The following is a 13,294-nucleotide window of genomic DNA, read 5'->3' on the forward strand; positions in this document are numbered from 1 at the left end:
ATGAGCAGCCGTGAGGACGAAACGCTGGCGCTCGCCGCCGTGGACGCGCTGACCGGACAGCTGGCCCTGGCTCCCAAGCCGGGCCTGCCCGACCCGCGCGATCTCGACGCCCGCGTCACGCGCCGGGACCAACTCGCCCTGCGCTGGTCGGCCAAGGCGCTCGCGCCCGGCCTCACGGCGATGGCCGCCGCGGCCCGCCGCACCGGCGAACCGACGCCCGGGCTCCGTACGGAACTGGGCGCCATCGGCCGGTCCACCGAGCACTCGGTGGGGCTCGCGGGCGGCGGCCACCGGGGCGCCCTGTGGGCGCTCGGCCTGCTGGTCGCGGCAGCCGCCCTGGACCCCCGGGCCAAGGCGCTCGACGTCGCCGCGGCCGCCAAGCGGATCGCCTCCCACCCCGACAAACGAGCCCCGCGCAGACCCTCCAGGGGCTCCTCGGTGTCGGCGAAGTACGGCGCGGCCGGCGCCCGGGGCGAGGCGCGGGCCGGATTCCCGCACATACGGCGGGCGTTGGACGCGCTGACCGTCGCCCGTTCGACCGGCGCGACGGAGGCGCAGGCCCGCCTCGACGCTCTGCTGACCGTCATGTCGACGCTCCAGGACACCGAGTTGCTGTACACGGCGGGCCCGCACGGCCTGCGCCATGTCCAGGCGGGCGCCCGCGGAGTCCTGGAAGCGGGCGGCACGTCGACGGAAGCGGGCGCCGAGGCTCTGGCTGCCCTCGACGACGACCTCCACGCGCGCGCGTGGAGCCCCCGCGGCAGCGCCGGGCTCTTCGCGGGGGCCCTGTTCCTGGACTCGCTGCCGGTCAGCTCACTGACACGGGCCGCCTGACAGCCGCGTCGGCCGGGCCGGCGGCGGCCGCCTTCCGGGCAGCTGGCCCCATGGCGTACGACGCCACCAGCGTGACCCCGCCCAGCAGCAGCCATCCCGGGGTCCCCCAGCTCACCAGCAGAGTGGTGAGGACGAGGGGCCCCGCGGTACGGGCCACGGTGACGCCGGTGCCGAAGAAGCCCTGGTACTCGCCGACCCGGTCGGCCGGGGCCAGATCGAACGACAGCTGCCAGGATCCCGCCGACTGACCCATCTCGGCGACGACCTGAAGCACCGCGCCGACCACCAGGACACCGACGCCCACCCAGGGCCCCACCCCGGCGGACAGGGCGAACACCGCGCACGCCGCGAGCATCACCCAACCGGAGCGCCGTACCGCGCGCGTGGCCGACCCGAGCCCCGTCACCCCGCGCGCCATCCGCACCTGGAACACCATCACCGCGCCGGTGTTGAGCACGAACAGCGCGGAGACGACCCAGGCGGGAGCGTCGGTCCGCTCGGTGATCCACAGCGGGATCCCGAGGCTGAGCAGCGGCATGCGCAGCAGCAGCACGGTGTTGAGCAGGGTCACGACGACGTAGGGCCGGTCGCGCAGCACGCCGAGCCCCGGCGACCTCACCGCCGCGACGGGCGCCACCGACGGCAGCCGCAGCAGCAGTCCCGCACAGACCAGGAAGCTCACCGCGTCCAGTGCGAACACCCCGAGATACGCCGCCCGCGTCCCGGCGCTCAGCGCGAGCCCGCCGAGCCCGGCGCCCACCGCCAGACCGGCGTTGAGCGTGGACTGGAGGTGCGCGAGCAGCCGCGTGCGGTCCCCGGCCGTCACCAGCCCGGCGAGCAGCGCCTGCCGGGCCGCCGCGAGCCCCGACTGCGCGGACGCGTAGGCACAGGCCGCGATCACGAACGGCACGAAGCCACGCACGACCAGGAAGGACGCCACCGCGGCCCCGGTGGCGAGCGCCAGCAGTACCGCGGTCCCGCGCGCCCCGCGCCGGTCGGCGAGCCGCCCGAGGGGCACCCCGACCAGCGAACCGACCGCCCAGGCGAGCGTCAGCCCGAGCCCCACGCGCGCGGGGGCGAGTCCGACGACGTGGGTGAAGTAGAGGGCGGAGGTGACGTAGTACGCCCCGTCGCCGACCGAGTTGGTCAGCTGGGCCAGGGCGAGCACACGCTGCGGGCCTGCGGGCGGGACGAGGGAGTTGGTCATACAGACGACGCTAGAAGCACGGTGGACCGATCGGCAGGCCCAATAGTCACGACTTTTTGTGGCCCAATCTCATCCCCGGCTACCCGCGCCCAGAACCCCTCCCGAACCCTCCAGAACCCGCCCGAGCACGGCCAACGCCTCCTCGTAGACCCCTTCCCGAGGCGTCCCGTACCCCACGACCAGCCCCTGCGCGCGCCCTGCCGAGGCCACGGTCCCCGGCACGTGCCAGTGCTCCCCGAGGTACCCGACCGCGAGCCCGGCCTCCTCGGCCCGGGCCCGGACCTCCGCCTCGTCGGCCACCTCCACCAGGGCGTGCAGCCCCGCCGCGATCCCCCGCACGTCCCGGCGGGCGCCCAGCAGGTTGACGAGCCGGTCCCGGCGGCGCCGGTACCGCAGGCGGCACGCGCGCACGTGCCGGTCGTACGCGTGGCTGGTGATCAGTTCGGCGAGGGCCAGCTGGCCGATGGTCTCGGTGTGGTGGTCGCTGTGCAGCTTGACGTCGGCGACCGCGTCGACGAGATGCGGGGGCAGCACCATCCAGCCCAGGCGCAGGGCGGGCCCGAGCGTCTTGGAAGCGGTGCCGATGTAGGCGACCTGTCCCGGGGCCATGCCCTGAAGAGCGCCGACGGGCTGTCTGTCGTAGCGGAACTCCCCGTCGTAGTCGTCCTCGACGATCAGCCCGTCACGCGCGCGTGCCCAGTCGGTGAGCGCCCGCCGCCGCTCCGGGTGCAGGGTCACGCCGGTCGGGTACTGATGGGCGGGCGTGACGACGACCGCGGAGACCTCGTGGGGGCCGGACAACTCTTCGACGCGGGCGCCCCGCTCGTCGACGCCCACCGGTACGACCCGCCCGCCGGCCCGCCGTACGACCTCCCGGTGGAACGGCAGCCCCGGGTCCTCCATGGCGATCGCGGCGCCGTCAAGCACGCGCGTGAGGAGCGAGAGCCCCTGGACGTACCCGGAGGTGATCACGATCCGCTCCGGTGGCGCGAGCACCCCGCGGGCCCGTCCCAGATAGCCCGACAGCGCCGTACGCAGCTCGATCCGGCCGCGCGGGTCGCCGTAGTCGTACGCCGGGGAGGGCGCCGTCGCGATGGCCCGGCGCAGCGCCCGCAGCCAGGCGTCCGCCGGGAACGTCCCGACGTCCGGGCTCCCGGGCCGCAGGTCGAAACGGGGCGCACGCGCGCGTGTCGCCACCTCCGCGGGCTCGGCACCGGCAGAGGGCAACGCGGCGACCTGCGTGCCGGCCCCCTGCCGAGCGGTGAGATACCCCTCGGCGACAAGCTGGTCGTAGGCCGCCTTCACGGTCCCCCGCGAGACCCCCAACTCGTCGGCAAGCCGCCGAGTGGCGGGCAGCAAGGCACCGGGCGCGAGCCGCCCGTCCCGAACGGCATCACGCAGAGCACGCTCAAGCCCGCCACGGCGCCCTTCACCGACGGCGAACTCAAGATGCAGGTCCACACCGACATGCCCAGGGGCGCGGGGAACTGCGCGACCAGCCACGAACCACCCGCAGACGAAAGATCAGCTCTTCAGGGAGGCCATCCAAGCCTCAACTTCATCGGATCGCCGAGGAAGCCCGTCCGACAGATTCCGGTTCCCGGACTCCGTCACCAGGATGTCGTCCTCGATCCGCACCCCGATACCCCGATACTCCACAGGCACGGTCAGATCATCAGCCTGGAAGTACAGCCCGGGCTCGACGGTCAGCACCATCCCCGGCTCCAACGTCCCGTCGACATAGGACTCCACCCGTGCCGCGGCACAGTCGTGAACGTCCATGCCGAGCATGTGCCCGGTGCCGTGCAGCGTCCACCTCCGCTGCAACCCCAGCTCCAGCACCCGCTCCACGGGCCCCTCGACAAGCCCCCACTCCACGATCCGCTCGGCCAGCACCCGCTGCGCCGCGTCGTGGAAGTCGCGGTACTTGCCGCCGGGCCGCACGGCCGCGATACCGGCCTCCTGGGCGTCGTACACCGCGTCGTAGATCTTCTTCTGGATCTCGGTGTACGTGCCGTTGATCGGCAGTGTCCGGGTGACGTCGGCCGTGTAGTACGTGTGTGTCTCGACGCCCGCGTCCAGCAGCAGCAGTTCGCCGGAGCGCACGGCCCCGTCGTTGCGCACCCAGTGGAGCGTGCAGGCGTGCGGGCCGGCCGCGCAGATGGAGCCGTAGCCGACGTCGTTGCCCTCCACGCGCGCGCGGAGGAAGAAGGTGCCCTCGATGTACCGCTCGGAGGTCGCCTCGGCCTTGTCGAGGACCTTCACGACGTCCTCGAACCCGCGCACCGTCGAGTCGACGGCCTTCTGCAGCTCGCCGATCTCGAACTCGTCCTTGACCAGCCGCGCCTCGGAGAGGAAGACCCGCAGTTCGTCGTCGTGCTCGGCGGTGACCTTGTCGGTCAGGGCGGCCTCGATACCGGCGTCGAATCCACGTACGACCCGGACCGGCCCGGTGGACTCCCTGAGCCTGCCGGCCAGCTCGCGCACGTCCGATGCCGGAATGCCGTACACCTGTTCGGCCTCGGTGAGTGAATGCCGGCGCCCGACCCACAGCTCACCCTGTCCGGAGAGCCAGAACTCACCGTTCTCGCGGTCGGAGCGCGGGAGGAGGTAGATCGTCGCCTTGTGACCACCGGTGACGGGCTCCAGGACGAGCACGCCGTCCTCGGTCTGGTTACCGGTCAGGTACGCGTATTCGACCGAGGCGCGGAAGGGATACTCCGTGTCGTTCGAACGCGTCTTCAGGTTGCCCGCCGGGATCACCAGGCGCTCGCCCGGGAAGCGCGCGGAGAGCGCGGCGCGGCGGGCGGCGGTGTGACCGGCCTGAGCGATGGGCTCCAGGCCCGTCAGCTCGGTGTCGGCCCAGCCGGACTTCATGCTCTCGGCCAGCTCGTCGGACACGCCCGGGTACAGGCCGTTCTTCCGCTGCTTGATCGGCTCTTCGGGCTCGGTCTCAGTCTCCGGGATCGCCGGATTGAGCTCGTCCGCCACGGTCATCCTCCTAGATACGGCACTGGACCCCGCCCATCGTACGGTCGTACGAGGCGGGGCCCTCAGGTGCGCGGGACGACCGGCGGCTCACTCGAACCGCGCCGACAGCAGTACGACGTCCTCCTGACCGTCCGACGCGTCCAGCCCGTCCGGCAGCATGCTCCGCAGGACATGGTCCGCGATCGCGCCCGCGTCGTCCCGCAGCTGCCGGGGGACGCTCGCCGCCGCCGCGTGCAGCCGGGAGAAGGCCCGGTCCACGGGCTCGCCGGTCCGGTGCAGCAACCCGTCGGTGTACAGCAGAACCGTCTCTCCGGGCTCGGTACGGAACTCCACGCTGGGCGCCTCCCAGCAGGCGAGCATCCCGAGCGGTGCCGACACGGTGGTCTCCACGAACTCCGTGCGCCGCTCGCCGATCAGCAGGGGCGGACAGTGCCCGGCGCCGGCCAGCGTGACCTTGCGCAGCGCGGGCTCGCAGTAGGCGAACAGAGCTGTGGCGCAGCGGGCCGGCTCCGTGAGCCTCAGCAGCAGCTCCAGGTCGGAGAGGACCGCCACCGGGTCCTCGCCCTCCATCACGGCGTACGCGCGCAGGGAGGCCCGCAGCCGGCCCATCGCCGCGATGGCGCTCGGTCCGGAGCCGGTCACCGCGCCCACGGCCAGACCGAGGGCGGCGTCCGGGAGCGGCAGCGCGTCGTACCAGTCGCCGCCCCCGCGCGGACCGGTGCGGTGCCGGGCGGCGAGCTGGACGCCGGCCGTCCGGGGCAGCCTGGCGGGCAGCAGCTCCTCGGCGATCGTGCGCACGCACGCGCGCGTGCGCTCCACTTCGACCAGCCGGGCCAGGTGCTCGGTCGCGAACCGCGCGTACAGGCCGACGAGATGCCGTTGCCGTTCGACCGGCTCCGCGGGCTCGTCGTACAGCCAGACGGCCGCGCCGAGGCGGCCCGCCGACTCCGTGGACAGGGGGAGCGCGTAGCTCGCCGCGTAGCCGAGACGGGCGGCCACCTCGCGGTGACGGGGGTCGAGACCGTCCTCGGCGAGGAGGTCCGGGTGTGTGATTTCGCTCTCGCCGCCGGGCAGACCGGCGGCCGTGTCGAGGAGCTGCCCGTACGGCATGGCGCCGCGCGGGATCGTCTCGATGTGCCCGAGGTCCGCGCGGGCCAGCCCCAGGCCGATGGTGGTGTCGGGGCCGAGTCCGTCGCCGGGTTCCAGGACGACGAGACCGCGCCGGGCGCCCACGAGGGCGGCTCCGGCGTGCAGCAGCTCCTGCAGTGCGTCGGCGAGTGCCGCCGTGCGGGCCAGCCGTTCGGTGAGCTCGTGCAGGGTTGTGAGGTCGGACACCCAACCGGCGAGGCGGTCCTGAAGCAGGACGCCGGGGCCGTTCGGGCAGGTCAGCGCGGGTGCGTCCGCTGGGGTGTCCGGAAGTACGGGCGCGGGCGCGACAGTGTGTGCGGGCGAGGGAACCGTGGCGTCGATTCCAGCCACTTTCGGGAGGTGAGGGGCGTTCATGGCGTCCGGCCTTTCGACCGGCTCTTATTGCTCAATAGCATCGCAAACCCCCATGTGATTCTGCGCCGCTAGCAGTGTCTCCACATGTACACGCACTCGTGAGGGGATGTCCAGCATTGTCCTGCCGGGATTCCTGGTGTCCATGGGTTCGCCGTGGTCCCCTTGCGGAAAAGCAAAGTTGGCCTAAAACTGACTCGGGTAGCGGGTTATTGAGGTCGACTGGCCTGGTTCGACGGAGCGTCACAGCGGTCTTGGTGGGTACGTACTCGGTGAAGGCCGGGGGTGGTTGTCCAACCACCCGGAACCTGGCGACGGACCCGGGCGTCTTAACCACCGACGGCCGTGTCCCATCCTCCCCTGGCGGAGGCGGAGAGAAATACGCGGGACGCAAAACGCCAGACTCCGCCACCCCGCGCCATGCCCATGCTTTTGATGAACGCAGTATGGACGCGGACGAAGCCAACGCTCGGCGCTCGGCGCACAACAAGGGGGCTGCCCCTTGCCTCCCGCAGGTCGGGATGCGCCAGAAGGTACGCACAGTGAAGTGATCGACACATGGTGTGATGTGGCCCACGGTGTTGCCAGGCGTGCAACGGAAAGGAACGAGCGCTCATGCGCGAGATCCTCGGAAGGCTCGGAAGGCGACGCAGGCTCCTGTCCCGGCGTGACGGCGGGAAGCCTGAGGTGCTCGGCGCGGCTCTGACGTTCGCGGCCGGATGGCAGTGGCCCGTACTCCCGGGCGTGGCACCGGATCCACAGGGGCGCGCTCGTTGCGGCTGCCCCGATCCGGAGTGCACGGTCCCCGGCGCTCACCCGTTCGAACCCGGTCTGCTGGCGGCGACCACCGACGAGCGCATGGTGCGCTGGTGGTGGACGAACCGGCCGACGGCTCCCATCATCCTCGCCACCGGCGGCGCGGCTCCGTGCGCGGTCAGCCTGCCGGCCCCGGCCGCGGCCCGCGCCCTCGACGCCCTGGACCGCAAGGGCATGCGCCTGGGGCCGGTCGTCGCGGGTCCCACCCGCTGGTCGCTGCTCGTGAAGCCGTACACGATGGAACAGCTGGGCGAACTGCTGTACGCGAAGGACTTCGTGCCGGGCTCGCTCCGCTTCCACAGTGAGGGCGGTTACATCGCCCTGCCGCCGTCCGAGACCGGCCACGGTCAGGTCCGCTGGGAGCGGGCACCGCTGCCCGGCTCGGCCTCGCCCTGGCTGCCCGATGTCGAGGCCGTGGTGGACGCCGTGGTCGAGGCCCTCACTCGTACGGGTGTGAGCGCGCCCGAGTTGTAGGGGTGTCGGGCGCGCGGGCAACCGGGCGCCCGTCCCCTGTCGTTATGTTCACCTCCATGAACCTCCGTCTGCTCGCGCTCTCGGGCGTCGTGGCGCTCACGGTCGCCCTGCCGCTGGCCGTGGCGTCCGCGGGGCCCGTGGGCGACGCGGACCGCGACGCCCTTCTCTCCCTGACGCCCGAGGCAGGTCCTCAGGAGGGCCCCGCGGACGACAAGGCCCGAGAGGCCGCCGACCCTGCCGCCGATCCCACCGGTTCCCCGCTGCTCGGTCTGGGGCTCGCCACAGCCGCCCGCTGCGGTCCCGAACTCACCTCCCCCGACGGCATCGAGGCGCAGACCTGTGTCCTGTCGCAGGGGGAGGAGACCTGGGCGCGCACCTACTACCGCAATGCGACCGGCCGTGGACTCGTGTCCGTGCTGAGCCTCATGGGCCCCGACTCCCACACCGTGCAGCTGCGGTGCGCGGTGGGTGCCGAGGACGAGCCCGGGGTGTGCGAGACGCCCCGGGAGCGCACGGCGGGTGAGCCGGGGGCGTACACGGCGGTCGCGGAGTTCGCGGCGGCGGGGAATTCCACGGACGAGGCGGAAGGGGCGGCGGCAGCGGGACAAGGGCCGCTGTTGCTGCGTTCGGGGAGCAACTCCGGGGCGCCCGAGGGGAGTTGACGCGCGGCGCGGTTCCGTACAGAACGCTGCGCGAATCTCCGGGCAAAGAAAGACCCGGTTGCTGGCGACGGGGGATGCACCAGCAACCGGGCTACCGCAACGCTAACAAGAGATCGGCGGTTCGCAAATTCGATCTCGGCTATTCGGACACCGATTCCCTTGTTCTCGCGGGGAGTTGTGACTGGATTCACCCCTCGCCGGAGGCCGCGGAATCGACGGGTCCGACTGTGCGTCAGCTGAGCGTCACCTGTCGGTTGGTCAGTCCGCCGCGCGCGCGGCGCTCCTCCGCGGTGAGCGGCGCGTCCGCGGCCAGCGCGGTGGCGAGACGGTCGGCGAACTCGGCGGCCGGCTTCTCGACGTCCTCCGCGGTGACGCCGGTCGGCAGGTCCCAGACCGGGACGGTGAGGCCGTGCGCCCGGAAGGAGCCCACCAGACGGGTGCCCTCGCCCAGGCCGGACTGCCCGGCCGCGTGCAGTCGCGCGAGGGCGTCGAGCAGCTGCTCCTCGCCGTGCGGCATCACCCAGCGCAGGTGGTTCTTGTCCGGGGTCTCGCACCAGTACGCGGCGTCGACGCCCGTCAGCTTCACGGTCGGGATGGCCGCGTCGTTCGCACGCTCCAGGGAGGCGGTGACGTCCGCCGTGGCGTTCTCCGCGTCCGGAACCCAGAACTCGAAGCCCGTGTGCACAACTGGCTCGAACACGCCTTCGGGATCGAGCAGGTCCTGCAGCCGCGGACTCTCGGCCGGTGCGCGGCGGCCCTGGACGGGCGTACCGGGCGCCGCGGCGAGCGCGCGCTGGAGGGTGTCGGCGAGGTCGCGGCTGATGTCGCCGGACGCCGTGTCGTTCTGCAACCCGAGCAGGACCGAGCCGTCGTCACGGCGCAGGGCGGGCCAGGCCATCGGCAGGACCGTCGCGAGTGTGACGGAGGGAACGCCCTCGGGGAGGCCGCCCTTCAGGGTCAGCTCCACGGTGGCGGCGGGGACCAGCTCGCGCAGAGCCACCCAGTCGCCCTCTCCGGGCAGGCCCTCGAAGGGCCGGTGCACCAGTTCGGTCACCGCGTGCGCGGCGGCCCGGCCGTGACAGGCCTTGTAGCGCCGGCCGCTGTCGCAGGGGCAGGGCTCGCGGGCGCCGACAACCGGAATGTCCCCGTCAACGCCTGCGGCGCGGGCTCGGTCGGACGACTGAGGCCGCGAGGCCTTGGTCTGGGGTCGCTTCTTGGCCATCGTGGGTGTCTCCCGGTTACGGCTCGTCTCGTACTGGCGCGAGCCTAGCCGTTCGTACGACGCCCGACGGGACCCTGTGGACAACGGACCGCACACCGGCGTCAGGACCTGTACGGCCCTGTCGCCGCCGGTGTGCCGTTCAGTCCATGTCGTCGAACGCGTCCGCGAAGTCCAGGTCGGGGACCGCGGACAGCGAGCGGCCTGTGACACGGGTGGCGAAGTCGGTACGCCTATGGCCGACGCTCGGGTCGTGGACGTCGTCGTTGACGACGGCCCACACCGTGACCTCGCCGCGGGTGTCGTCCCGGACACCCCAGTCGTTGGCCAGCGCCGTGATGATGTTCAGCCCGCGACCGCCGTGCGCCGTCACCGAGGGGGTCGACGGAACCGGGCGGGTAGGGCCGCCGCCGTCCGTCACCTCGACGATGAGTCTGCCGACGGAGTCCACGCGCCACGCGGCCCGGACGTCGCCGTCACCGGCCAGGGCCTCGCCCAGTGGCCGACCGTGTTTGCACGCATTGCTCAAGAGTTCGGACAGGATCAGGACCGCGTCGTCTATGACCGATTCCGCCACACCGCCCGTGCGCAACTGATCGCGCATCCGGTGTCTTGCTTTCCCCACGCCCGCAGGGCCATGGGGAACGGCCATGCTCGACGACGTGGGCACCTCCTGTGCCACCACCAACGCCACCCCCGAGACCTCCTTTGCCCCACGCCACGGTGTGAATGCCCCTTTGGCCTGTACCGGAAACCGCCCCTTCCGCCTTCGGTGACGCACTCGCAATGATCGAACACGGACCGAACGCGCCGGTGCACTCCCAGTAATCGAGTGGCCGGATTTCGACGGTATGGCCGAAGGTGGAGGTTTCCTCACCCGGACCGCCAGGTCAAGAGTCCGGACGCGAACCGGAGTCGGAGTCGGGTAAGAGACGGCTCACGGCCGAGGGCTCTGGAGTCGCGGAAGTGTGGCTGGTCAGCGGCCCAGTTGCCGCAGGACCGCGCCCGGGCGGTTGGTGATGACGGCGTCGATGCCGAGGCCGACGCAGAGCTCGACGTCCGCGGGCTCGTTCACGGTCCAGACGTGCACCTGGTGACCGGCGCGTTTCAGCCGCTCGATGTACGCGGGGTGACTGCGCACGATCCGGATGGAGGGCCCGGCGATCCGCACCCCGGTGGGCAGCCGCCCGTCGCGCAGCCGGGGCGAGAGGAACTGGTTCAGGTAGACGGTCGGCAGAGTCGGCGAGGCGGCCCTGACGCGGTGCAGCGAGCGCGCCGAGAAACTCATGACCCGTACCTGTGAATCGGCCGGCGACTCCGGGGCGTCCAGGCCGAACCGTTTGAGCAGGAACAGCAGCCGCTCCTCGACCTGGCCCGCCCACCGCGTGGGGTGCTTGGTCTCGATGGCCAGCTCCACCCGCCGCCCGGCGTCCGCGACGAGTTCGAGAAGCCGCTCCAGGGTGAGTACGGAGGTGTCCTCGCGGTCCTCCGGCCGGTGTTCCCAGTCGGGGGCCTCGTCCCCGGTCTTCCAGGAGCCGAAGTCCAGGGCGGCGAGGTCGGCGAGCTCCAGGGCGGAGACCGCGCCGCGGCCATTGGACGTACGGTTGACGCGACGGTCGTGGACGCAGACGAGATGGCCGTCCGCGGTCAGCCGTACATCGCACTCCAGGGCGTCGGCGCCGGCCTCGATCGCCTTCTTGTAGGCGGCCAGCGTGTGCTCGGGGGCCTCCTCCGAGGCTCCGCGGTGGGCGACGACCTGGATCGGGTGCTGTCGTGCGTGGGTCACCGCGTCATGGTGTCACCGTCGGAGGGCGGCTGTGACGTCACGGGCGCCCGATGCGCGTAACAGATGCTCACGCTTGTGTGACTTGTCGGATATAAAGAGTGGTCCCGGACCCACAGGCACCGCTTATGGTGCCCTGACGGCCCGTGGGAAAAGCTGACGGCATACAAAAGGACGCGCACAGCTGAATCACGTACCGACCGCCACCCGTATGAACGGGTACGCGCACGTGTGATCGGGCGTGACCGAGTGCGACCGAGAAGGACAGCCGTGGATCGAGGAGAAAGAGCTGTGAGCACCGAGAACGAGGGCACTGCGGTACCCCCGGCCCCGTCCGCACCTCCCGTGCCGGTGGAAGCTCCTGCTGCCTCCCCGCAGGCCACCGCGCCCGAGGACCGGACAACTCAGCTCCCGCCGGTGCCCCAGGGCGCCCCGGAGCCGGAACCGGCGCACGCGGGACAGGTGCCGGCGTACGCGTCGGCGGGAGCGCCGGACGCCCCCCAGGGCGCGGCTGCGGGCCACGAGGCAGCGGCCTGGCCGCCGCCTCCGCCGCCCACACCGTCGTACATGGACGGCGGAGGCGGCGGCGACACGAGCGCGCCCTGGGGTGCCGCGTACGACCCGCAGCCGAAGCCGAAGTCCGGGCGCGGCGGGCTGTTCGCCGCGGTGCTGGTGGCCGCGCTGGTCGCCGGCGGCCTGGGTGGCGGCCTCGGCTACACGCTGGCCAAGGACAACGACGACTCCACCACGTCGACGACGGTCTCCGCCGCACAGCAGACCGGCGGCGACCTGAAGCGTGACGCCGGCACGGTCGCGGGCGTGGCCGCCAGGGCACTGCCGAGCACCGTCACCATCGAGGCGGAGAGCTCCAGCGGCGAGGGCGGCACCGGTACGGGCTTCGTCTTCGACACCCAGGGCCACATCGTCACCAACAACCACGTCGTCGCGGACGCGGTCGACGGCGGCAAGCTGACGGCCACCTTCCCGGACGGCAAGAAGTACAACGCCGAGATCGTCGGCCACGCACAGGGCTACGACGTCGCGGTCATCAAGCTCAAGAACGCCCCCTCGGATCTGCAGCCGCTCACCCTCGGCGACTCCGACAAGGTGGCCGTGGGCGACTCGACGATCGCGATCGGCGCCCCCTTCGGCCTGTCCAACACGGTGACCACGGGCATCATCAGCGCCAAGAACCGCCCGGTGGCCTCCAGCGACGGCAGCGCCAGCAGCAAGGCGTCGTACATGAGCGCCCTGCAGACGGACGCGTCGATCAACCCGGGCAACTCCGGTGGCCCGCTGCTCGACGCGGCGGGCAACGTCATCGGCATCAACTCGGCGATCCAGTCCTCCAGCAGCGGCGGCCTGAGCACCGGTCAGTCCGGCTCGATCGGCCTGGGCTTCGCCATCCCGATCAACCAGGCGAAGTACGTCGCCCAGCAGCTGATCAAGACCGGCAAGCCGGTCTACGCGAAGATCGGCGCCTCGGTCACCCTGACCGAGGGCACGGGCGGCGCGCAGATCAGCCAGAAGGGCTCGGAAGCCGCCGACCCCGTCGAGGCGGGCGGCCCGGCGGCCGCGGCGGGCCTGAAGCCCGGCGACGTCATCACCAAGCTCGACGACCACGTGATCGACAGCGGGCCGACCCTGATCGGCGAGATCTGGACCCACAAGCCCGGCGACAAGGTCCAGATCACCTACGAACGCGACGGCAAGTCGAAGACGGTCGATCTGACCCTGGGCTCCCGCGAGGGCGACAGCTGACCAACACGCGCGCGGGCGGACCCGTTACTCTTGTCCCGCGCCGCGCT

The 13,294-nt window shown here is 72.0% G+C and carries 11 protein-coding genes; 4 read left to right on the forward strand and 7 right to left on the reverse strand.

Annotated features, from left to right (window positions below; genetic code table 11):
* Nucleotides 1-834 (forward strand): triphosphoribosyl-dephospho-CoA synthase, encoded by an 834-nt coding sequence (locus PV734_RS11765; RefSeq protein ID WP_319096593.1) that lies wholly within the window; start codon nucleotides 1-3, stop codon nucleotides 832-834.
* Here PV734_RS11765 and PV734_RS11770 read toward each other — a convergent pair.
* The 4 genes from PV734_RS11770 to PV734_RS11785 form a co-directional block, all read right to left on the reverse strand.
* The gene (locus PV734_RS11770) at nucleotides 809-2,041 is read right to left on the reverse strand and encodes an MFS transporter (protein ID WP_319096591.1); all 1,233 of its coding nucleotides are present in this window, start codon (nucleotides 2,039-2,041) and stop codon (nucleotides 809-811) included. The genes PV734_RS11765 and PV734_RS11770 overlap by 26 nt on opposite strands.
* Before the next feature lie 69 nt (nucleotides 2,042-2,110).
* A complete protein-coding gene (locus PV734_RS11775) occupies nucleotides 2,111-3,502 on the reverse strand; it encodes a PLP-dependent aminotransferase family protein (RefSeq protein WP_319289413.1) in 1,392 nt (463 codons plus the stop codon).
* A 63-nt stretch (nucleotides 3,503-3,565) separates the two neighbouring features.
* The gene (locus PV734_RS11780) at nucleotides 3,566-5,032 is read right to left on the reverse strand and encodes an aminopeptidase P family protein (protein ID WP_319096589.1); all 1,467 of its coding nucleotides are present in this window, start codon (nucleotides 5,030-5,032) and stop codon (nucleotides 3,566-3,568) included.
* Between the two features lie 87 nt (nucleotides 5,033-5,119).
* Nucleotides 5,120-6,535: a PP2C family protein-serine/threonine phosphatase gene (locus tag PV734_RS11785; protein ID WP_319289414.1), complete on the reverse strand. Its 1,416-nt coding sequence runs from the start codon at nucleotides 6,533-6,535 to the stop codon at nucleotides 5,120-5,122.
* Nucleotides 6,536-7,147: 612 nt separating this feature from the next.
* Between PV734_RS11785 and PV734_RS11790 the strand changes: the two genes are divergently transcribed.
* Together PV734_RS11790 and PV734_RS11795 are read left to right on the forward strand one after the other, a co-directional pair.
* Entirely contained in the window at nucleotides 7,148-7,822 is a 675-nt protein-coding gene (locus tag PV734_RS11790) for a bifunctional DNA primase/polymerase (RefSeq protein ID WP_319096586.1), read from the forward strand.
* A gap of 56 nt (nucleotides 7,823-7,878) precedes the next feature.
* Nucleotides 7,879-8,484: a hypothetical protein gene (locus tag PV734_RS11795; protein WP_319096585.1), complete on the forward strand. Its 606-nt coding sequence runs from the start codon at nucleotides 7,879-7,881 to the stop codon at nucleotides 8,482-8,484.
* Nucleotides 8,485-8,716: 232 nt separating this feature from the next.
* Here PV734_RS11795 and PV734_RS11800 read toward each other — a convergent pair whose 3' ends face one another.
* The 3 genes from PV734_RS11800 to PV734_RS11810 all read right to left on the reverse strand — a co-directional run bounded on the left by PV734_RS11800 (nucleotide 8,717) and on the right by PV734_RS11810 (nucleotide 11,489).
* Nucleotides 8,717-9,706 carry a DUF5926 family protein gene (locus PV734_RS11800; protein ID WP_319096584.1) on the reverse strand — a complete coding sequence of 330 codons (990 nt, stop codon included), beginning with the start codon at nucleotides 9,704-9,706 and terminating at the stop codon, nucleotides 8,717-8,719.
* 139 nt (nucleotides 9,707-9,845) lie between these two features.
* Nucleotides 9,846-10,484, reverse strand: coding sequence for an ATP-binding protein (locus PV734_RS11805; protein ID WP_319289415.1), 639 nt, complete (start codon nucleotides 10,482-10,484; stop codon nucleotides 9,846-9,848).
* Nucleotides 10,485-10,679: 195 nt separating this feature from the next.
* Nucleotides 10,680-11,489: a glycerophosphodiester phosphodiesterase gene (locus PV734_RS11810; RefSeq protein ID WP_319096582.1), complete on the reverse strand. Its 810-nt coding sequence runs from the start codon at nucleotides 11,487-11,489 to the stop codon at nucleotides 10,680-10,682.
* 288 nt (nucleotides 11,490-11,777) lie between these two features.
* Between PV734_RS11810 and PV734_RS11815 the strand changes: the two genes are divergently transcribed.
* Nucleotides 11,778-13,247 (forward strand): S1C family serine protease, encoded by a 1,470-nt coding sequence (locus tag PV734_RS11815; protein ID WP_319096581.1) that lies wholly within the window; start codon nucleotides 11,778-11,780, stop codon nucleotides 13,245-13,247.
* Nucleotides 13,248-13,294 lie beyond the last annotated feature (47 nt).

This window comes from Streptomyces sp. AK08-02 (assembly GCF_033795085.1).
Taxonomy (GTDB): Bacteria; Actinomycetota; Actinomycetes; order Streptomycetales; family Streptomycetaceae; genus Streptomyces; species Streptomyces echiniscabiei.

Coding starts and splice junctions, on each gene's coding strand:
- PV734_RS11765 (WP_319096593.1), top strand. CDS start 1: ATGAGCAGCCGTGAGGACGAAACGCTGGCGCTCGCCGCCGTGGACGCG.
- PV734_RS11795 (WP_319096585.1), top strand. CDS start 7,879: ATGAACCTCCGTCTGCTCGCGCTCTCGGGCGTCGTGGCGCTCACGGTC.
- PV734_RS11800 (WP_319096584.1), bottom strand. CDS start 9,706: ATGGCCAAGAAGCGACCCCAGACCAAGGCCTCGCGGCCTCAGTCGTCC.
- PV734_RS11770 (WP_319096591.1), bottom strand. CDS start 2,041: ATGACCAACTCCCTCGTCCCGCCCGCAGGCCCGCAGCGTGTGCTCGCC.
- PV734_RS11790 (WP_319096586.1), top strand. CDS start 7,148: ATGCGCGAGATCCTCGGAAGGCTCGGAAGGCGACGCAGGCTCCTGTCC.
- PV734_RS11785 (WP_319289414.1), bottom strand. CDS start 6,535: ATGAACGCCCCTCACCTCCCGAAAGTGGCTGGAATCGACGCCACGGTT.